The organism is Microvirga terrae (assembly GCF_013307435.2).
GTDB lineage: Bacteria > Pseudomonadota > Alphaproteobacteria > Rhizobiales > Beijerinckiaceae > Microvirga > Microvirga terrae.
This window is the reverse complement of sequence record NZ_CP102845.1, coordinates 4102169-4122506: the sequence shown is the minus strand read 5'-3', so window position 1 is coordinate 4122506 and position 20338 is coordinate 4102169. Positions and strand designations below refer to the sequence as shown.

The 20338-nt window shown below is 66.1% G+C and carries 20 protein-coding genes and 1 riboswitch; of the genes, 9 read left to right on the top strand and 11 right to left on the bottom strand.

The genetic code is table 11. The annotated features are described in order from the left end of the window. Positions 1 to 9: 9 nt before the first annotated feature. Positions 10 to 1293 carry a M16 family metallopeptidase gene (locus HPT29_RS19360; protein WP_173946199.1) on the bottom strand — a complete coding sequence of 428 codons (1284 nt, stop codon included), beginning with the start codon at positions 1291 to 1293 and terminating at the stop codon, positions 10 to 12. After that, positions 1290 to 2705: a threonine synthase gene (gene thrC, locus HPT29_RS19355; protein ID WP_173946198.1), complete on the bottom strand. Its 1416-nt coding sequence runs from the start codon at positions 2703 to 2705 to the stop codon at positions 1290 to 1292. The genes HPT29_RS19360 and thrC overlap by 4 nt, the downstream gene beginning before the upstream one ends. A 138-nt stretch (positions 2706 to 2843) precedes the next feature. On the opposite strand from thrC, the gene HPT29_RS19350 reads away from it, so the two are divergent. Further along, positions 2844 to 3200 carry a hypothetical protein gene (locus HPT29_RS19350; RefSeq protein ID WP_173946197.1) on the top strand — a complete coding sequence of 119 codons (357 nt, stop codon included), beginning with the start codon at positions 2844 to 2846 and terminating at the stop codon, positions 3198 to 3200. Here HPT29_RS19350 and HPT29_RS19345 read toward each other — a convergent pair. The 8 genes from HPT29_RS19345 to coxB form a co-directional block, all read right to left on the bottom strand. Further along, positions 3183 to 3947: an SURF1 family protein gene (locus HPT29_RS19345; protein ID WP_173946196.1), complete on the bottom strand. Its 765-nt coding sequence runs from the start codon at positions 3945 to 3947 to the stop codon at positions 3183 to 3185. The genes HPT29_RS19350 and HPT29_RS19345 overlap by 18 nt on opposite strands. Further along, a complete protein-coding gene (locus tag HPT29_RS19340; protein WP_173946195.1) occupies positions 3947 to 4315 on the bottom strand; it encodes a DUF983 domain-containing protein in 369 nt (122 codons plus the stop codon). Before HPT29_RS19340 ends, HPT29_RS19345 begins: the two co-directional genes overlap by 1 nt. 120 nt (positions 4316 to 4435) lie before the next feature. Further along, positions 4436 to 5299 carry a cytochrome c oxidase subunit 3 gene (locus HPT29_RS19335; RefSeq protein WP_173946194.1) on the bottom strand — a complete coding sequence of 288 codons (864 nt, stop codon included), beginning with the start codon at positions 5297 to 5299 and terminating at the stop codon, positions 4436 to 4438. Between the two features lie 68 nt (positions 5300 to 5367). Then, positions 5368 to 5958 (bottom strand): cytochrome c oxidase assembly protein, encoded by a 591-nt coding sequence (locus HPT29_RS19330; RefSeq protein ID WP_173946193.1) that lies wholly within the window; start codon positions 5956 to 5958, stop codon positions 5368 to 5370. 7 nt (positions 5959 to 5965) lie between these two features. Beyond that, positions 5966 to 6127, bottom strand: a complete 162-nt coding sequence (locus HPT29_RS19325) for a cytochrome c oxidase system small membrane protein (RefSeq protein WP_173946192.1) — start codon at positions 6125 to 6127, stop codon at positions 5966 to 5968. A gap of 4 nt (positions 6128 to 6131) precedes the next feature. Then, entirely contained in the window at positions 6132 to 7088 is a 957-nt protein-coding gene (locus tag HPT29_RS19320; protein ID WP_173946191.1) for a heme o synthase, read from the bottom strand. 132 nt (positions 7089 to 7220) lie between these two features. Then, positions 7221 to 8840 (bottom strand): cytochrome c oxidase subunit I, encoded by a 1620-nt coding sequence (gene ctaD / locus HPT29_RS19315; protein ID WP_210811611.1) that lies wholly within the window; start codon positions 8838 to 8840, stop codon positions 7221 to 7223. 28 nt (positions 8841 to 8868) lie between these two features. Further along, complete coding sequence (gene coxB, locus HPT29_RS19310; RefSeq protein WP_173946105.1) at positions 8869 to 9726, bottom strand: cytochrome c oxidase subunit II; 858 nt, start codon at positions 9724 to 9726, stop codon at positions 8869 to 8871. Positions 9727 to 10040: 314 nt separating this feature from the next. Between coxB and HPT29_RS19305 the strand changes: the two genes are divergently transcribed. Together HPT29_RS19305 and HPT29_RS19300 are read left to right on the top strand one after the other, a co-directional pair. Then, entirely contained in the window at positions 10041 to 10553 is a 513-nt protein-coding gene (locus HPT29_RS19305) for an invasion associated locus B family protein (protein WP_173946104.1), read from the top strand. 27 nt (positions 10554 to 10580) lie between these two features. Next, a complete protein-coding gene (locus HPT29_RS19300; RefSeq protein ID WP_173946103.1) occupies positions 10581 to 11162 on the top strand; it encodes a hypothetical protein in 582 nt (193 codons plus the stop codon). 64 nt (positions 11163 to 11226) lie between these two features. Here HPT29_RS19300 and HPT29_RS19295 read toward each other — a convergent pair whose 3' ends face one another. Then, positions 11227 to 12531, bottom strand: a complete 1305-nt coding sequence (locus tag HPT29_RS19295; protein ID WP_173946102.1) for a hemolysin family protein — start codon at positions 12529 to 12531, stop codon at positions 11227 to 11229. A gap of 170 nt (positions 12532 to 12701) precedes the next feature. Beyond that, positions 12702 to 12793: riboswitch (glycine riboswitch) on the top strand. A 156-nt stretch (positions 12794 to 12949) separates the two neighbouring features. Between HPT29_RS19295 and gcvT the strand changes: the two genes are divergently transcribed. From gcvT to HPT29_RS19265, 6 genes are all read left to right on the top strand, one after another. Continuing rightward, positions 12950 to 14098 carry a glycine cleavage system aminomethyltransferase GcvT gene (gcvT, locus tag HPT29_RS19290; RefSeq protein WP_173946101.1) on the top strand — a complete coding sequence of 383 codons (1149 nt, stop codon included), beginning with the start codon at positions 12950 to 12952 and terminating at the stop codon, positions 14096 to 14098. A gap of 24 nt (positions 14099 to 14122) precedes the next feature. Continuing rightward, positions 14123 to 14497: a glycine cleavage system protein GcvH gene (gene gcvH, locus HPT29_RS19285; protein WP_173946100.1), complete on the top strand. Its 375-nt coding sequence runs from the start codon at positions 14123 to 14125 to the stop codon at positions 14495 to 14497. A gap of 15 nt (positions 14498 to 14512) precedes the next feature. Next, complete coding sequence (locus HPT29_RS19280; RefSeq protein WP_173946099.1) at positions 14513 to 14989, top strand: OsmC family protein; 477 nt, start codon at positions 14513 to 14515, stop codon at positions 14987 to 14989. Between the two features lie 19 nt (positions 14990 to 15008). Then, complete coding sequence (gene gcvPA / locus HPT29_RS19275) at positions 15009 to 16349, top strand: aminomethyl-transferring glycine dehydrogenase subunit GcvPA (RefSeq protein ID WP_173946098.1); 1341 nt, start codon at positions 15009 to 15011, stop codon at positions 16347 to 16349. Continuing rightward, a complete protein-coding gene (gene gcvPB, locus HPT29_RS19270; protein WP_259060186.1) occupies positions 16349 to 17995 on the top strand; it encodes an aminomethyl-transferring glycine dehydrogenase subunit GcvPB in 1647 nt (548 codons plus the stop codon). The genes gcvPA and gcvPB overlap by 1 nt, the downstream gene beginning before the upstream one ends. Positions 17996 to 18268: 273 nt before the next feature. Continuing rightward, positions 18269 to 20326 carry an acyltransferase family protein gene (locus HPT29_RS19265; protein ID WP_173946097.1) on the top strand — a complete coding sequence of 686 codons (2058 nt, stop codon included), beginning with the start codon at positions 18269 to 18271 and terminating at the stop codon, positions 20324 to 20326. Positions 20327 to 20338 lie beyond the last annotated feature (12 nt).

Genomic DNA, 20338 nt, shown 5'->3' with positions numbered 1-20338 from the left:
CTAAAAAATTCAGGTCCGCAGCGCTGCGGCGATCTCGTCCAGGGAGGACAGCTCCTTGATGGGGCCTATTGCCGCCAGGGTCGGGGCTCCCTGCAGAAGCCGGCGTCCGGCATCGCGGACATGCTCGACATCGAGGGCATCGACCTTCCTGATGATCTCCTCGCTCGCCACCACGCGGCCCCAGGACAGGAGCTGGCGGGCGACGCGCTCGATCCGGCCGCCCGGTGTCTCCAGGGCCGTCAGGAGGGCGACCTTCATCTGCGCCTTGGCGCGGACGAGCTCGATCTCGCTGATGTCGCGGGTCGCCTGCGCCATGCAGGCGAGCGTCACGTCCATGAGCTCGCGCACGTCCGAGCCCGCCGTTCCGGCTCCGATGCCGAAGAGTCCACAATCGGAAAACGGCCAGTGGAAGGAGTCGATCGAATAGGCGAGGCCGCGGGTCTCGCGGACCTCGTGCCACAGGCGCGAAGTGAGGCCGCCGCCTAGCATGTGGGCGAAGAGATGGACCGCGTAATAGCCGGGGTCCTTGAACGAGAGGCCGGGCAGGCCGAGCACCAGGTTGGCCTGTTCGAGCTTGCGCGAAATCCGCCTCTCGCCGCCCGCGTAGCGCCCCTGTTCCGGCTGGCGCGGAGCAACCGCCGGCATCCCGCCGAACAGGCGTTCCGCCAGGTCGACGATCTGGCTGTGCTCCACGTCGCCGGCCGCGGCCAGCACCATCTTGCCCGGCGTGTATTCGCGGGCCAGGAAGGCGCGGATCGCCGCCTCGTCGAAGCTCCTGATCGTCTCCGGCGTGCCGAGGATCGGCCGCCCGACCGCCTGGTTCGGGAATGCCGTTTCCATGAAGGCGTCGTAGATCAGGTCGTCGGGCGTGTCCTCGACGGCCGCGTATTCCTGCAGGATCACGCCCTTTTCGCGCGCGAGCTCGCCCCCATCGAACGCGGAGTTGATCAGGATGTCGCCCAGCACGTCGAGCGCGACATCCACGTTCTCGCCGAGAACGCGGGCCGTGTAGCTCGTGTATTCGACGCTGGTGGCGGCATTGATGTCGCCGCCGACGTTCTCGATGTCCTCGGCGATCTGGCGCGCCGAGCGGCGGGCCGTGCCCTTGAAGGCCATGTGCTCGATGAGATGCGAGAGCCCGTGCTCGTGGGCCTGCTCATGCCGCGAGCCGGTGCCGACCCACACGCCCAGGGTCGCCGTGGCGATCGCGGGCATCCGCTCGGTGGCGACCATCAGGCCATTGGACAGGGTCGTGATCTCGATCCGCTTCTCGTGGACGAAGTGCTGGTTCATGCGGCCGCGCCTTTGACCGCCCGCGCGCGCTCGCGGATGAAGCGCTCGACCGCAGCCTGGTCGTTGGGAAGAACCGTGAAGCTCTCCCTGCGCTCCATCAGATCAGCCATGTGCGGCGGAAGTGCGGGGCGAAGGCCCGTGGCGCGCTCGACCGCATCGGGGAACTTGGCGGGATGCGCGGTGGACAGGGCCACGACGGGAGTTGCGGGATCCCGCTCGAGCAGGGTGCGCGCCGCCCGGGTTCCGACCGCGCTGTGCGGATCGAGCACGTAGCCGGTGGCGCGATAGGTGTCGGCCATCTCGGCCATCACGTGGTCCTCGTTCACGGCCCTGGCCGAGAACTCCTCGCGGATGCGGGCGAGAGGGCCGGCCTCAATCATGAAGGCGCGTGACTGGGCGAGGCTCGCCATGAGGCGGCGGACCGCCCCGCCGTCGCGGCCATAGGCCTCGAACAGCAGGCGCTCGAAATTGGACGAGATCTGGATGTCCATGGACGGCGAGGTCGTGGGTTCGACGCCCTTGATCTCGTAGGACCCGGAGCCGAGGGTGCGGGCCAGGATATCGTTGGCGTTGGTGCCGATCATCAGCCGGTCGATGGGAAGGCCCATGCGCTTGGCCACGTAAGCGGCCAGGATGTCGCCGAAATTGCCGGTCGGTACCGAGAACGAGACCGGGCGGTGAGGGGAGCCCAGCGCCACGGCGGCGGTGAAGTAGTAGACCGCCTGCGCGGCGACACGGGCCCAGTTGATCGAGTTCACGCCGGAGAGCTGCAGCTCGTCGCGGAAGCGGGCATGGTTGAACATGCCCTTCACCATGGTCTGGCAATCGTCGAACGTGCCCTCGACGGCGAGCGCATGGACGTTCGGCGAGGCCACCGTGGTCATCTGCCGCCGCTGCACGTCCGAGACGCGCCCATGCGGGTAGAGGATGAAGATATCGACCTGATCGAGGCCCTTGAACGCCTCGACGGCGGCGCTGCCCGTGTCGCCCGAGGTCGCGCCCACGATGGTCGCGCGGGCGCCGCGGGCCTTGAGCACGTGATCCATGAGCCGGCCGAGGAGCTGCATGGCCACGTCCTTGAAGGCGAGCGTGGGACCGTGGAACAGCTCGAGCACGAAGAGATTGTCGCCGATCTGGGTCAGCGGGCACACGGCCGCGTGACGGAAGGAGGCGTAGGACTCGTCGATCATGCGGCCGAGGTCGGCCTCCGGAATGTCGCCATCGACCAGCGGGCCGAGCACGGCCTTCGCGACATCCCCATAGGGCTTGCCGGCAAAGCCCCGGATCGTGTCCGGGGACAGGGCCGGCCAGTGGTCCGGCAGGTAGAGCCCGCCGTCCCGGGCGAGGCCGGTCAGCAAGGCATCGGCGAAGCCGAGCGCCGGGGCTTCCCCCCGGGTCGAGACATGGAGCACGGTGGATCTCCTGGAAATTCGGCCGGACATTAGGGGGAGCGGCCGCTTGCGGCAAGCCGCATCGGGCCGCACCCGGCGGACTTGGTCGGCGGATTCTGCTATCCTGGTGCGGTCATGGCTTTCGGCGAGGGTGGTCCCATGCACATGACCCGAATCGACTGGATCCTGCTGCCGATCCTGGTGGCCGTGCTGGCAGGGGCCGTCCTGGCGGCTTATCTCGTTGCCGGCTTCCTCGGCCTGGGCGTCCTCGGCCTCGTCATCGGGGTCATGGCCCAGCGCATCGAACTGGAGAAGGACGGGGCCACCAGCAACGTCATGACGACCTCGCTCTACGCCGAGCAGATCAAGGCCCAGGAGACCATGAGCCGGGCCGAACGCGCCGAGCGCCGCGAGGAGGCGCGCGTCCTGCTGAAGGTCCTTTCCATCGCGAAGATCGTCAGTGCCGGGTTCGTCATCCTCGGGTTTGGGCTCTTCTTCCTATTCCAGCTCGGCTGAGGCCGGCTCCTTCAGCCGCCGCCAGGCGAAGGCCGTGAAGACGCCGATCAGCGTGAGGGCGATCCCGAACCAGGTGACGGCATATTGGAGATGGTTGTTCGGCAGGGTGAGCGGGGTCAGGCCGCCCCGGGGCCAGCCGCCCGGGTTGGGGCTCCCGTCGGCGTCGATCAGGAACGGCGCGACGCGCGTGAGCCCATGGGCCGCCGCGATGGCCTGCGGGTCGCGGGCGAACCACTGGTTCCGGCCGGGATCGTCCTTCGGCGTGAACGTGTTGCGGGCCTCGGGCGCCCGCACGAGGCCGGTGAGTGTCACCTCGCCGGCGGGCTGGCTTCCGGGCCGACGGGCCGGATCGCGCAGGTCCATGGGCACGAAGCCGCGGTTGACCATCACGATGGCCCCGCCGGCGAGCTTCAGGGGCGTGACCAGGTAATAGCCCTGGAGCGGCGCGCCCTGGCGGTCGCCGGGAGCGAGGCCGTAGACCGGGGCTTCGAACTCATGCAGGAAGGCGCCGGTCACCCGCACCTTGCGGAACTCGTCCTGGTCCGCCCGCCATGCGGTCCAGTCGGTCTCGGGCACGATGGCGCCGGGCTCGCCATAGGCCCGGGCCTCGATCTGGGCGATCAGGTCTTCCTTCCAGGCCTTGCGCTGGAGCTGCCAGGTGCCGAGGCCGACGAGAATGGCGAGCGCGACGAGCGCCGCCAGCCCCGGGATGATCAGCGAGCGGCCCTTGTGAGACGAGGCAGTCACTAGTGGAAGCGCCCTTCCTCGGCCTTGTGGTGGTATTGCAGGTTCACCAGCACGCCCTTGAGCGGCCGGACGAGGACGAGGCTCAGGACGATGCTCAGGGCCGTCCACATGACCAGGTGGAGCCAGATCGGCGGGGCATAGGTGAACTCCACCCAGAGAGCGAGGGCCACCACCACGATGCCGACGAAGGACATGACGAAGAAAGCCGGGCCGTCGCCCGTATCGGCGAAGGCGAGGTCGAGGCCGCAGGCCTCGCATTTCGGCCGAACCCTCAGGTAGCCCTGGAAGAGATGCCCTTTGCCGCAACGCGGGCACAGGCCCTTGAGGCCGGTGAGGATGGGCGAGGGGGCGGACGGGTCATGGGCCACGGCGTTTCTCCAAAGGGTTGCCGGTCAACGAACTCCCCGGGCGTTGGTGCCGGGAGGGCTCAAAAAGCGAAGGGCGGCCTTGAGAGCCGCCCCTGCTCGATCATGCTGCAATGAGCGGTTTCAGTGGCCGCCGCCGGCGACCGCGCCGCCGTAGCCCCACACGTAGATGGCCGCGAAGAGGAAGAGCCACACCACGTCGACGAAGTGCCAGTACCAGGCCGCGAACTCGAAGCCGAGGTGCTGCTTGGGCGTGAAGTCGCCGCGATAGGCGCGCAGCAGGCAGACGGCGAGGAAGATCGTGCCGATGATCACGTGCGCGCCGTGGAAGCCCGTCGCCATGAAGAAGGTGGCGCCGTAGATGTTGCCTTTGAACCCGAAGGTGGCGTGGCTGTACTCGTAGGCCTGAACGCAGGTGAAGATTGCACCCAGGAGTACCGTGAGCCACAGGCCCGCCTTGAGGCCCTGGCGGTCGTTCTCCAGGAGCGCGTGGTGCGCCCAGGTGACCGTGGTGCCGGAGGTGAGCAGGATCAGGGTGTTGAGGAGAGGCAGGTGCCAGGGATCGAAGGTTTCGATGCCCTTGGGCGGCCATACGCCGCCGAGCGCCTCGACCCGCGCATAGAGCTGAGGATCGCCGGCGTAGAGGGCGGCATCGAAATAAGCCCAGAACCAGGCCGCGAAGAACATCACCTCGGAGGCGATGAACATGATCATGCCGTAGCGGTGGTGGAGCTGCACCACGCGAGTGTGGAAGCCGGTGTTGGCTTCCTTCACCACGTCGGTCCACCAGCTCAGCATGGTGTAGAGCACGCCGATGATGCCGGCGCCGAAGATGAAGGGGCCGAGATGCATCCCGGCGATGGCGATGTCCTTCCACCATGTCACGAACCCGGACGCCATCAGGAAGGCGCTGACCGCGCCGACGAGCGGCCACGGGCTCGGTTCAAGAATGTGGTAGTCGTGGTTCTTGGCGTGGGCCTCGGCCATTTCGTGTCGTCTCCGTGCCTCGAATGTGAACTCGCTTTAAGACGTTTCCGCTTAAGTTGTCACGTCCCTTATTGAGCGATGGGTTTGGTGGAAGATGTCACCTCCGCCACCGGCTTGCCCCCCTTGGAGGGGAAGTAGGTGTAGGAGAGGGTGAGGGAGGTCAGGTCCTTCACGTCGTTGTCCTGCACGAGGCGGGGATCGACGTAGAACACGACCGCGGATTCCAGGGTCTCGCCCGGCTGCAGGGTCTGCTCCGTGAAGCAGAAGCATTCGAGCTTGGAAAAGTAGGTGCCGGCGAGATCGGGCTGCACGTTGTACGTCGCGATGCCCGTGCTCGGCCTGTCGCCGGTGTTGGTGACCTTGTAGTAGACCGTCGTGGTCTCGCCGAGCCTAACCGTGACTTCGGGCTTTTCCGGCGCGAAGCGCCAGCTCAGGCCGGGCGCGACGTTGGAGTCGAAGCGGACGGCGATCGTCCGGTCCATGACCTCAGAGCCGTTGGCGTCGCGCACGATCGGCGTGCCGCCGAAGCCGGTGACCTTGCAGAAGAGATCGTAGAGCGGCACGGACGCATAGGCGAGGCCGACCATTCCGACGGCGACACCGACGCACGCGAAGGCCGTGCGGTGCATCTTGCGCTGGAGGTTGGTGGTTTCTGCCATGGGAGCCTCACAGGGGACGCTGAAGGACGCCCGGCCCGAGCTTCGCAAGCGTGATGGCGAAGAGCAGGATGCAGAAGGCCGCGAGCGTCAGAGCCAGAGCCACGGAGCGCCTGCGGCGGCGCTTCTGCTCCTCCGGGGTCAGGCGGACGTAGTCGATGCGGTCCTTCATCCGACTACCCCAGCACCGGGCGGAAGAAGCCGAAGCCATGCTCCGCGAGAAGGGTCGCGAAGAGCAGGAAAAGATAGAGGATCGAGAAGCCGAACAATTGCTGGGCGACGCGCATGGCCGGCTCGCCCTGGCGCAGGCGGTAGACCTGCACGGCGAGCGCCAGCATTCCGAGGCCGCCGATCAGCGCGATGATCGCATAGGCCAGGCCGCCGAAGCCGAGGGCCACGGGAGCGAGGCCGAGCGGGGCGAGGAGGATTGTGTAGGCCAGGATCTGGAAGCGTGTGGAATCGGGCCCGGCCACGTTCGGCATCATGGGGATGCCGGCGCGCTCGTAATCGCCGGACTTGACCAGGGCCAGGGCCCAGAAATGCGGCGGGGTCCACATGAAGATGATGGCGAACAGTACCACGCTGTCCCAGGCGACGTGGCCCGTCACGGCGGCCTGCGCGACGATCGGAGGAAGCGCGCCGGCGGCGCCCCCGATGACGATGTTCTGCGGCGTCGTGCGCTTCAGCCACATGGAATAGACGACCACGTAGAAGAAGATCGTGAAGGCGAGCAGACCGGCCGCGAGCCAGTTGCTGGCAAGACCCAGGATCATGACCGATCCGGCCGCGAGCGTCACGCCGAAGGCCAGCGCCTCGCCCGGCTGGATCTTGCCGGCCGGGATCGGACGCTTGCGGGTGCGGGTCATGACGGCGTCGATGTCCGCGTCCCACCACATGTTCAGGCATCCCGACGCGCCGCCCCCGATGGCGATCATCAGAAGCGACACGAAGGCCACGACCGGATGGACGTCGGGGTGGCTTACGACCATGCCGACGAGCGCCGTGAACACGACGAGAAACATCACGCGCGGCTTGAGAAGGGCGAAAAAGTCGGACACCTCCCCCTGCGAGAGGCCTGCCGTGGCAAGGTGCTCTGCGTGGTTCTCGGCCAGACTGTTCGACATGGTGCTCATAACTGGTGATCTTCCGAAATGCCGGGACGAGGCCGAAAAGGCCTCCGGATGGTCGGCTCCTCGCCGGAGGGCTTGGCGTCGCAAGCCCTCTGGGGAGGAGCGGGCGGCGCGATGCCGCCCACTCGTCTGATTTTAGTGCCCGGTGTCGATGACGCGGGGCAGCGTCTCGAACTGGTGGTACGGAGGCGGGGAGGACAGGGTCCATTCCAGCGTCGTCGCACCCTCGCCCCACGGATTGTCGGCAGCCCGCTCCTTGCGGATGAAGGCATAGACCACGCCGAACATGAAGATGAAGAGCCCGGCGAAGAAGATGTAGGAGCCGATCGACGAGACCATGTTCCAGCCCGCGAAGGCGTCCGGATAATCCGCGTAGCGGCGCGGCATGCCGGACAGCCCGAGGAAGTGCATCGGGAAGAACAGCACGTTGGCGCCGATGAACGCGACCCAGAAGTGCAGCTGGCCGATCCATTCGGGCATGACGTAGCCGGTGATCTTCGGGAACCAGTAGTAGATGCCCGCGAAGATCACGAAGACGGCGCCGAGCGACAGCACGTAGTGGAAGTGAGCCACCACGTAGTAGGTGTCGTGCATGTAGCGGTCGACGGGAGCATTCGCCAGCACGACGCCTGTGACGCCGCCGACCGTGAACAGGAACACGAAGCCCACGGCCCATTGCATGGCCGCCGTGAAGCGGATGGACCCGCCCCACATGGTGGCGATCCACGAGAAGATCTTCACGCCGGTCGGAACCGCGATCACCATCGTGGCGAACACGAAGTAGGCCTGGGTCTGGAGCGAGAGGCCGACCGTGTACATGTGGTGCGCCCACACGACGAAGCCGACCACGCCGATCGCCACCATGGCGTAGGCCATGCCGAGATAGCCGAAGATCGGCTTCTTGGAGAAGGTGGAGATGATGTGGGACACGATGCCGAAGGCCGGCAGGATCATGATGTACACTTCGGGGTGGCCGAAGAACCAGAACAGGTGCTGGTAGAGCACCGGATCGCCGCCGCCCGACGGCTCGAAGAAGGTCGTGCCGAAGTTACGGTCGGTGAGCAGCATCGTGATCGCGCCCGCGAGAACCGGCAGCGACAGGAGCAGCAGGAACGCGGTCACCAGCATGGACCAGGCGAACAGCGGCATCTTGTGCAGCGTCATGCCCGGAGCGCGCATGTTGAGGATCGTCGTGATGAAGTTGATCGCGCCGAGGATCGAGGCGGCACCGGCAAGGTGCAGGGCCAGGATGCCGAAGTCGAGCGCGGGGCCCGGGTGGCCGGTGACCGAGAGCGGCGGATAGACCGTCCAGCCGCCGCCGAAGCCGAGCGAGCCCGGAGCGCCCTCGACGAAGAGCGAGCAGAGCATCAGGCAGAAGGCCGCGACGGTGAGCCAGTAGGAGATGTTGTTCATCCGCGGGAAGGCCATGTCGGGCGCGCCGATCATGATCGGGATGAACCAGTTGCCGAAGCCGCCGATGAGCGTGGGCATCACCATGAAGAACACCATGATGAGGCCGTGGCCCGTCACGAAGACGTTGAACGCCTGCGGGTTGGAGAAGAACTGCAGACCCGGCTCCTGGAGCTCCAGGCGCATGCCGATCGACAGCAGGCCGCCGACGATGCCGGCCGTGAAGCCGAAGATGAGATAGAGCGTTCCGATATCCTTGTGGTTCGTGGAGTAGAACCACCGGCGCCAGAAGCTCGGAAGGTGATCGTGGTGATCCGCGTGAGCGGCATCAGCTGCATGTGCCATGATGAGACCTCTGTGGTCCTTCTTACGATTACTGGGCGGTCGCGAACTTGAGCGGAGCGGAGCCCTCGGTCGAAGCATACTTCTGCTTCGCCTCGGTCAGCCAGGCGGCATATTGCTGCTCGCTCACGACGCGGATTTCGATCGGCATGTAGGGGTGGCCGTTGCCGCAGAGCTCCGAGCACTGGCCGAAATAGACGCCTTCCTTCTCGGCCTTGAACCAAGTCTCGTTCAGGCGTCCGGGGACCGCATCGACCTTGATGTAGAAGGACGGCATGGCGAAGGCGTGGATCACGTCCGCCGAAGTCACCTGGACCCGCACGACCTTGCCGACCGGCACGACCATGGCGTTGTCGGCGCCCAGCAGACGCGGCTGGTCGGGCTTCAGGTCCTTGGCTTCCGTGATCATGTTCGAATCGAACTTGAAGCCGCCGCCCTGGTCGGCCGGGTACTCGTACCCCCAATACCAGGAATAGCCGGTCGCCTTCACGACGATGTCGGCCTGCGGCGGCACGAGCTGCTGGCGCAGGAGGCGGAAGGACGGAATGGCGATCGCTACGAGGATCAGGACCGGCACGATGGTCCAGGCCACCTCGAGGAGGGTGTTGTGGGTGGTCCGCGAGGGAACCGGGTTCTTGTTCTCGTTGAATCGGGCGACGATCACGAGGAGCAGCGCCAGCACGAAGAGGCAGATCACGGTGATCAGCCAAACCAGGTAGGTGTGGAAGTTGGACACGCTCTGTCCCAACTCGGTCACCATCTCCTGCATGCCGGTTTCCCATGGGGAAGGCCGGCCGGCGGCGGCCCACGCCTCACTTATGCCCAACACAAGTGCGACCGCTGCCGTGGAGAGGGCGGTCACCGATCGACGTCCAGTCTCGATCCGCATCGGCGTTCCAAAGCTCCTAAAGATGTGATGGCCCAGGGCCATGAAAGCATCGGGGAAGGCGCGGGCGTGCGGAAAGCGGTGCCCGGCTTGCGCCATCACCTTTGATCTGCGTCAAAGATCACAGGACGCGATGAAGCGCAACGGTAGAAGCGTTCCAAACTGTGCGTCATAACCGCCAAAACGCAATTCGGCCTTTCAATCGGCCCCTCTCGCTTGACATCGCGCCCCCTGCCATGGTCCCAACGGGCCAACATTGGACTTGGAAGCGGCGGCCGGCCGCGACCCTCTGGCAGGGTTAACAGATGGAGAAACCGATGGGCGCATCGCGGTGGGCTCGCCATTGTGCGGCGGCAATCCTGGGGCTGTCGGCCCTGTTCGGGGCCAGCGGCGCCAGCGCTCAGGGCATGGTCAAGAACACTTTCGGCGAGTGGCAGATGCGCTGCGAGACACCGGCCGGCGCCACGGCCGAGCAATGCGCCCTCGTGCAGAACGTGGTCGCCGAGGATCGGCCCAACGTCACGCTCGTCATTATCGTGTTGAAAACCGCCGACGGCAAAAGCCGCCTCCTGCGCGTCGTCGCACCTCTTGGTATTCTGTTGCCGTCGGGTCTGGGCCTCAAGATCGACCAGACGGATATCGGCCGCGCCGGGTTCGTCCGCTGCCTGGCCACGGGATGCGTGGCCGAGGTGGTGATGGAGGACAACCTGATCAGCCAGATGAAGTCGGGTCAGGCGGCCACCTTCATCGTCTTCCAGACGCCTGAGGAGGGGATCGGCATTCCCGTATCCCTGAACGGATTCGCGGCCGGGTTCGATGCCTTGCCGTAAGCGGTGAACAAGAACGTGGGGGCGATCATGAGAGAAGGATTGGGCCGGAAGGCCGGGTGGGCGCTTGCTGTGGTCGGCCTGTCGGCCCTGACGGGCTGCGGCACGTCGGGAGAAGGCGGTTTCGGCATGGGCGACATGCTGCTCACCGCCGGTGCCTCGCAGGCACCGGCTCAGGTCAAGGCGGCGCAGCTCGACGATGTCTATTGTCCGGCCGTCGAGGTCGTGGACGGGGGCTCCGCCATCCAGGTTCGCGGAGGCGGGGAGGCGGGCTCTGTCCGGAGCCAGATCTCCCTCGGCGACCTGGCCCGCGAATGCATCGGCCAGGCGGACGGCTCGACTCTGGTCAAGGTCGGCATCGAGGCGCGGGCGCTCATCGGCGTCGGTGGGTCGGCCGGCCGCTACGACATCCCGGTCCATATCGTGGTGAAGGACGGGTCGACGGTCTTCGCCAACCGGTCCCGCCGCGTGGCGGCTGCGATCCCGGCGGGTCAGACCCAGACGACCGTGTCGGTGGTCGAGGAAGGCATCGTCGTGCCCGCCTCTTCGGCCAACGACTTCGAGATCGAGGTCGGCCTCGGCGGTGCGCCGGCCCGGGGTCGCCGCGGCTAAGCTCCAGAGCGTCGGATCGCTCCGACGCTCAATGCCTTAGGCAGCGCATCGTCCGCACGATGCGTTAGTAGAGCGCGGCGGCGCCCGCCCGCTGATTGAGCGGGGCGGCCAGGACCTTGTCGATGCGGCGTTCGTCGAGATCGATCACCTCGAAGCGCCAGCCGAGGGTGTCCACGTGCTCGCCGGTGTTGGGCAGATGCTGGAGTTCGCTGATCACCAGGCCGCCGACCGTGTGGTAGCTGCGGGTCTCGGGCAGCGTGACGCCGAGAACCTCGGCCATTTCGTCCACGGGCATCGATCCGGCGAGCAGCCAGGAGCCGTCGTCGCGGCGGATGGCGTCGGGTTCCGGCGCCTCGCCATCGGACCGGAACGCGCCCACGATGGCCTCCAGGGCGTCCGCCGGGGTCACGACCCCTTCGAAATGGCCGTATTCGTCATGGACGATCGCCATCGGGACCTCGGCGTCGCGCAGGGTCGCCAGGGCGTCGAGGGCATAGAGCGTATCGGGGATGACGGGGGCCTGCTGAACGTGGCCGCGGATATCGAGAGGCTGGCCCGACAGCAGGGCCGCCAGGAGCTCCCGCGACTGAACGACGCCGATCACGTTGTCGGGCGTTCCCTCGCTGACGGGCAGGCGGGAATGCGGGGTCTCGATCAGCAGTGCGCGGATCGAGTCCTCGTCGTCGTCGAGGTCGATCCAGTCCACGTCCGTGCGGGGGGTCATGAGCCCGCGCACCGTCCTGTCTCCGAGGCGGAGCACGCCCGAGATCATGCGGCGCTCCTCCTCCTCGATCACGCCGGCGCTCTCGGCCTCGCCGACGAGCATCTTGATCTCCTCTTCCGTCACGGTCGTGCCGTCGTCGGACTTGGCTCCGAGCAGGCTGAAGATCAGGCTGGTCGAGGCGTTCAGAAGCCAGACGGCAGGCGCGGCGACCTTCGAGAGCACCAGCATCAGGGGCGCCATGGTGCAGGCGATGCCCTCCGGATTGCGGAGCGCCAGCTGCTTGGGCACCAGCTCGCCGATGACGATCGAAAGATACGTGATGATGCCGATTACGATGCCATAGCCGAGAGGCTCGGCCGCGCCCTCGGGCATGCCGCGGTCGAGGAAGATCTGGGTCAGCCGGTCGCCGAGGGCCGCGCCCGAGAAGGCGCCGGCCAGGATGCCCACAAGGGTGATGCCGATCTGGACCGTGGACAGGAAGCGGCCTGAATCCTCCATGAGGGTCAGGGCCGTGGTGGCGCCCGAACGACCCTGCTCGGCCATGGCCTTGAGGCGGGCCCGACGGGCGGACACGATGGCGAGTTCGGAAAGTGCGAAGACGCCGTTGAGGGCGACGAGAGCGAGAGCGATGATCAGTTCGAGCAACGATGCGTGGAGCTGCTGACCGGATCAGGCCGCGCTTCTCCCCTTCTGTGGATGAGGCGCCTAAGATGGAGTGTCCGGGGTCTGCCGTCAATTAAGGCGGGGAGTTATCCTGTGCGGCAGCCTGCTTTGTTGACAGGACCCGATTTCCTCTTCAGAGCTAAACCCAGCCGATGATCCCCGCGGAAGAGACCGGACCCAAAGGTCCGGCGCCGAAGGCGCAACCGCCCCGGAAACGCTCAGGCCAAAGGACCGCGTGGGAGCTGGCACTCTGGAAAGCGGCGACGTTCCGACGTCGCCCACCGACGGGCGTAACCTGCCGCGTAAGCGGTTAAGGGAAATCTCTCAGGTCTCGGGACAGAGGGGGCGCACAGCAACGGGCCGAAAGGCTCGATGGAACGCGCACCTTTGAGGGAACCCCATGGCCGAGCATGCGCCTAGCGACGAGCCGCTCCTGCAGACCCCGCTCCATGCCGAGCACGTGAACCTAGGCGCCCGCATGGTGCCCTTCGCCGGCTACGCCATGCCCGTGCAGTATCCCACGGGCATCCTGACCGAGCACAACTGGACCCGCGAGCATGCGGGCCTGTTCGACGTCTCCCACATGGGGCAGGCCTTCCTGGTCGCCGAGGACAAGAGCCACGAGACCGTGACCCGGGCGCTCGAGGCGCTGATTCCCGCCGACGTGCTGAACCTCAAGCCGAACCAGCAGCGCTATTCGCAGCTGCTGGCGGATGACGGCGGCATCCTCGACGACCTCATGGTGACCCGCGTCGGCGCCCCTGGTCACGAGGGCTGGCTCTATCTGGTGGTGAACGCCTCCATGAAGGAGGCCGACTACGCCCATATCGAAGCCCGGCTGCCCAAGGGCGTCACCCTCAAGCGCAAGGACGATCTCGGCCTGATGGCCCTCCAGGGCCCGTCCGCCGAGGCCGTTCTGGCCAAGCTCGCGCCCGAGGCCGCCGCGCTGCCCTTCATGATGTCGGCGGATGTGCAGATCGACGGGATCTGGTGCCACGTCTCGCGCTCCGGCTACACCGGCGAGGACGGCTTCGAGATCTCCTGCCACGGTAAGGACGCGCCCACGCTCTGGACCAGGCTCCTGGCCGACCCGGAGGTGAAGGCCATCGGCCTCGGCGCACGCGATTCGCTCCGCCTCGAGGCGGGCCTGTGCCTCTACGGCCATGACATCGACACCACGACCTCGCCTATCGAGGCGGGCCTGATCTGGTCGATCCAGAAGCGCCGCCGCGAGGAGGGGGGCTTTCCCGGAGCCGAGCGCGTCCAGCGCGAAATCAAGGACGGGGCTCAGCGCGTCCGAGTCGGCATCAGGCCGGAAGGCCGCGCGCCGGCCCGCGAGGGAGCCGTCATCGCCACGCCCGACGGTCGCGAGGTCGGCATCGTGACCTCCGGGGGCTTCGGTCCGACCGTCAACGGACCGGTCGCCATGGGTTATGTCGCCAAGGACGTGTCCGCCGCCGGCACGGACCTTCACCTCATCGTCCGCGGCAAGCCGCTGCCCGCCAAGGTCGCCGCCATGCCGTTCGCCCCCCACCGCTACAAGCGCTGACATTTCAAGAAGAGGGATTCCATCATGACCACGCGCTACACCAAGGATCACGAATACATCCGCGTCGAGGGCGACGCCGGCACCGTGGGTATCTCCGACTACGCTCAGGGCCAGCTCGGCGACGTAGTTTTCGTGGAGCTTCCGAGCGTCGGCAAAACCCTGTCGAAGGGCGACGAGGCTGCCGTCGTCGAGAGCGTGAAGGCGGCGAGCGAAGTCTACGCGCCGGTCTCCGGCGAGGTGGTCGAGGTCAACAGCGATCTGGAAGCTTCCCCGGGCACGGTGAACGAGGATCCGGCCGGCCGCGGCTGGTTCATGAAGATCCGCCTCACGGACCCGGGCGAGCTCGACGGCCTGATGACCGAGGAGCAGTACCAGGAATTCGTGAAGTCGATCTCCTAGAACGAGAACGCGGCCATGGCGCACGATTACAAGGCGACGATCCGCTGGAGGCGGGCAGCGGACGAGGTTTTCTCCGACAACCGCTACAGCCGTGGCCACGTCTGGCGCTTCGATGGCGGCGTCGAGGTGCCGGGCTCCGCATCGCCGTCCGTCGTGCCGCTGCCCCTGTCGCGGGAAGACGCCGTCGACCCGGAGGAAGCCTTCGTGGCGGCGGTTTCCAGCTGCCACATGCTGACGTTCCTGTCGATCGCCGCCAAGAAGCGTTTCGTCGTCGACCTCTATGAGGACGAAGCGCTCGGGATCATGACCAAGAACGAGAACGGCAAGCTCTTCGTGTCCAGGATCACCCTGGATCCGCGGATCGAATTCTCGGGCGACAAGCAGCCGACGCCGGAGCAGCTCGCCGACATGCATCACCTCGCCCACAAGGAATGCTTCATCGCCAATTCCGTCCTCACGGAGATTGTCGTGGCGGGCATTCCCTCGCACTAACTCTCAAGGTTTTTTGCCGATGCGCTATTTGCCTTTGTCCGACACCGACCGCGGCGAGATGCTCGCCCGGATCGGCGTCAGCCACGTCGATGAATTGTTCGCCGACGTGCCGAGGAACCTGCTCCTGACAGAGCCGGTCGACCTGCCGCGCCGCAAGGGTGAGCTCGACGTGGAGCGGATCCTCTCCCGCATGTCCGCCAAGAACGTCCCGGCGTCCTCGGTGCCGTTCTTCGTCGGCGCGGGCGCCTACAAGCACCATGTTCCGGCAACCGTCGATCATCTGATCCAGCGTTCCGAGTTCCTGACGAGCTACACGCCGTATCAGCCCGAGATCGCGCAGGGCACGCTGCAATACCTGTTCGAGTTCCAGACCCAGGTGGCGGCACTCACCGGCATGGATGTGGCGAATGCCTCCATGTATGACGGCTCGACCGGCACGGGCGAGGCGGTGCTCATGGCGCACCGGGTCACCAAGCGCCGCAAGGCGGTTCTCTCCGGCGGCCTGCATCCGCACTATGCCGACGTGGTGAAGACGCTGTCCGACATGGCAAGCGACGAAACCGTCATTCTGTCGCCGGACGTGGCCGGCACCGAGGACATCCTCTCGCAGATCGATGACAAGACCTCCTGCGTGGTCGTGCAGACGCCCGACGTGTTCGGCAACATGCGCGACCTGAAGCCCATCGCTGACAAGGCGCACCAGCACGGCGCGCTGCTGATCGCCGTGTTCACGGAGGTCGTGTCGCTCGGCCTCCTGAAGTCGCCGGGCAGCATGGGGGCCGACATCGTGGTGGGCGAGGGCCAGTCGATCGGCAACGCGCTGAACTTCGGCGGGCCCTACGTGGGCCTCTTCGCCACCCAGTCCAAATACATCCGCCAGATGCCGGGCCGCCTGTGCGGCGAGACGGTCGACGCGGATGGCAACCGCGGCTTCGTGCTCACGCTCTCGACACGCGAGCAGCATATCCGCCGCGACAAGGCGACGTCGAACATCTGCACTAATTCGGGGCTGTGCTCGCTCGCCTTCACCATCCACATGACGCTGCTCGGCGAGGCGGGGCTGACGCGTCTGGCGCGCATCAACCATGCCAACGCGGTGAAGCTGGCGGACCTGCTCGGCCAGGTGAAGGGTGTCGAGGTTCTCAACCGGACGTTCTTCAACGAATTCACCGTGAAGCTCGCGAAGCCCGCCGCCGACGTCGTGGAGCGTCTCGCCGACAAGGGCGTGCTCGCGGGCGTGCCCGTGTCGCGACTCATGCCGGGCGCCGGCCTCGACAACCTTTTGCTCGTGGCTTCCACCGAAGTGAACACTGATGATGACCGCGCGGCCTTTGTGGCTGCCTTGAAGGAGGTTCTGTGATGTTGAACCGCCAGGGACGTCCCACCGCACCTCAGGCCCATGGCGTGGCGGATCCCGCCGCCGGCATGGGCGATCAGGCGGCGCGCCTGCAGGGCGATGCCAGCCCTGTTTCCGGCTCCGCCGGCGGGTCTCACCCGACCTTCACCGGCAACAAGGCGCTGGCGCAGATCGAACCGCTGCTCTTCGAGGTCGGCCGCACCGACACGACCGGCGTGGATCTCGACGAGCCGGAGGATTTCGCGCCGCGCCTTGGTGGCCTAGAGCGCCGGGAGCCCATCGGTCTGCCGGGCCTCTCAGAGCCCGAGACCATGCGCCATTACGTGCGCCTCAGCCAGCAGAACTACGGCATCGACACGGGCCTGTTCCCGCTCGGCTCCTGCACCATGAAGCACAATGCGCGCCTCAACGAGCGCATGGCCCGCCTGCCGGGCTTCTCCGACGTGCATCCGCTGCAGCCGGTCTCCACCGTCCAGGGCGCGCTGGAGCTCATGAGCGAGCTCGGGCGCTACCTGATCACGCTCACCAACATGACCGCCGTGGCCCTGTCGCCGAAGGCCGGCGCCCATGGCGAGCTCTGCGGCATGATGGCGATCAAGGCGGCCATCGAGGCCAAGGGCGAGGGCGGGACCCGCAACGTGGTGCTCGTGCCTGATTCGGCGCACGGCACGAACCCGGCGACCGCCGCCCTCATCGGCTTCAAGGTGAAGCCGGTGCCGGCGCGCGAGGACGGCTGGGTGCACGTTGAGGACGTGAAGGAGCGGCTCGGCCCCGACGTCGCGGCGATCATGCTCACGAACCCCAATACCTGCGGCCTCTTCGAACCCCAGGTGGTGGAGATCGCCAAGGCGATCCACGACGCCGGCGCCTATTTCTACTGCGACGGCGCGAACTTCAACGCCATCGTGGGCAAGGCGAAGCCGGGCGATCTCGGCGTCGACGCCATGCACATCAACCTGCACAAGACCTTCTCGACGCCCCACGGCGGCGGCGGTCCGGGCTCCGGTCCCGTGGTGCTCTCCGAGCGTCTCGCGCCGTTCGCGCCGGTCCCGTTCGTGCGGGCCGGCAAGGGCGGATTCGAGCTGGTGGAGCAGGAATCCGATGCGGCTGAAAAGCCCTTCGGCCGCATGACGGCGTTCCACGGCCAGATGGGCATGTATGTGCGGGCTCTGTCCTACATGCTCTCGCACGGCGCCGACGGCATGAAGCAGGCCTCCGAGGATGCGGTGCTCAACGCCAACTACATCCGGGCGGGCCTGTCGGATCTGCTGTCGCTGCCCTTCGGCGACAAGCCGTGCATGCACGAGGTGCTGTTCGACGATTCATGGCTCAAGGATACGGGCGTGACCACCCTCGACGTGGCCAAGGCCATGATCGACGAGGGCTATCACCCGATGACCATGTACTTCCCGCTGGTGGTGCACGGCGCCATGCTGATCGAGCCGACGGAATCCGAATCGAAGTCGTCCCTCGACCTGTTCATCGCGACCCTGCGCGACCTCGCCATGGCGGCGAAGAACGGCGATACGGAGCGCTTCACCGGGGCTCCCTACCACGCCCCGCGCCGGCGCCTCGACGAGACCCGCGCGGCGCGCAGCCCGGTTCTCAAGTGGACGCCGCCGGTCCCGGTGGCGGAAGCGGCGGAGTAAGACCCACCCTCCATCCTGGTTCAGGATAATGCCGCCCGCTCGGGCGGCATTGTCGTTTTCGGGTCTGCTGCCATCCACGTCCCGGTTTCAGAAACCCGCCAGCCTCCCCGTTCAGAGAGGAGGCAAAGAGCCCGGTTTCCTCTATGGATGCTGTAACGTAACGGCAGTGTGAATGGTGCCGGGCAGGCGCATGGGACCGGAACTCCCCTGCGCGATCGAGCGTAGCAGTTCGTGAGACGGTGCCCGGCATCGTGGCTGGCAAAGACAGACACGATGATAGATTCCAGGAAGGCTTCCGCGAGTTATCGCCCGGAGATTCAGGGCATCCGCACGATCGGCGCTTTGCTCGTTGCAATCTTCCATATCTGGGGAGGGCGCGTGTCCGGAGGGGTCGACGTCTTTTTCGTGATCTCGGGCTTTCTCATCACCGGTTCGCTCTACAGGGAGGTTCAGAAGACAGGCACGATTCGTATCATTGCCTTCTGGGCGCGACTCGCGAAACGCATCGCTCCGATGACCTACGTCATTCTGGCTCTGACGCTGGCCGCGGCCGTGCTGTGGATGCCCCGGTCCCGCCAGCAGGGCTTTCTTATCGAGATTTTCTACAGCGCCTTTCATCTCGAGAACGTCAAGCTCATGATGAACTCGGTCGATTATCTCGCCCGAGAGGAGGCACCGAGCCCGGTCCAGCAGTTCTGGGCCCTGTCGGTGCAGGTGCAGTTCTATGCGGTCTGGCCGTTCCTGATGCTCGCAGTTCCCCGTGCCGCGAAGAAGCTGCGCGCAGGGGCCTATGCCTATCCTGCGGCCCTGGCCCTCGTGTTCGCGGGCTCCCTTGCCTATTCGGTCGTGCAGACGCGCCTTCATCCATCCCCGGCCTATTTCAATACGCTCGCGCGTGTCTGGGAGTTCGCCCTCGGGGGCGCGCTCGCGGTTTCTCTTCCACACATGCGTTTGCCCGGGCGGCTGCGGGACGTCGCCGGATGGACTGGACTGGCCGCCGTGGTGAGTTGCGGTTTCATCATCCCGGCCTCTGCCCATTATCCAGGATACGTGGCGCTGTGGCCGACCCTCGGAGCCGCATTCGTCCTTCTGTCGGGCGGCGAGACGACACGCTTCGGCGTCGCCCGGGTCCTAGCCGTGAGGCCGCTCGTGGCCGTAGGGGAAATCTCGTTCTCGTTCTATCTCTGGCATTGGCCTGTGCTGATCTTCGTCCTGATCGTGAGCCGTCAGAAGCAGCTCGGCCTCTGGGGCGGTCTGGCCGTGATCGCGATTGCCCTGTGCGGAGCCTATGCGACGGCCCGCTGGCTGGAGCGGCCCATCCAGCGTTCCTCGATCGGACGGAAAGCGAGCTGGCATGTCCATGCGGCGGGGGCCGCGCTGGCGCTGCCCGTTCTCGTGACGGCAGGAATTTGGCTCGTCTCCAACGAGATCGCGGAGGTTCGCCAGCAGCGGGCCATGGAGAGCCGAAGCAGGGATTATCCCGGAGGGTCTCTCCCGGTGTCGCGGGCAAGGCTCCTGCAGCCGGGCGTACCGGTTTACCCGGATACCAAGCGGGTCAGGCACAAGCATGCCAATCGCTGCCAGCAGAACGAAAGGGATCCTGAGGTCACCCTGTGCCGGTACGGTGTGCAGGAAGGCGCTCGCAAGACGATCGCCCTGGTCGGCGGCTCCCATTCCGAACACTGGCTGCCGGCTCTCGAGGACATCGCCTCCAAGAACAGCTGGACCATCGTGGCGATCACGAAGAGCGCCTGTCCCTTCATGGCTGGAAGGGGCGCTTCGCATTGTCGAAAGTGGAACGAAAGCGCGCTTGTCAACCTGATCCGCCTCCATCCAGATGCAGTCTTCATGACGTCGACCCGCAAAATCGGAGCCAATGCACAGGACTGGAAGGAGGAGGTGCCACTCGGCTACCAGAAGCACTGGGAACGCTTAGCGCAAGTGGGCATTACGATCATTGCCGTCCGGGACAATGCTCGCTTCTCTAGGAGCAATATCGAATGCGTGGATGCGAACGCGGCCGCGATCCTGAAATGTGCCCGACCGCGATCCGAAATCTTTGATCGAGTGGATCCCGTCGCGAGGCTCGCCGATAAGCCGGCAAACGTGAGCTTTATCGATCTCACCGACCGGTTCTGCGATGAGACGCACTGCTTCCCGGTGATCGGCAACGTCTTGGTCTTGAGGGATTCGCATCATATCACGATGGAGTATGCCCGAACCCTTGCGGTGCCGCTCGAAGAAAAGATCCGTCAAGTCCGCCCGGATCTCTTCTCGGCCGCCGGACAGGAGATTTCGGGCAATCCGACGCCTGAAGGGTTCGTGCACTGAGCGAGTGGCCGT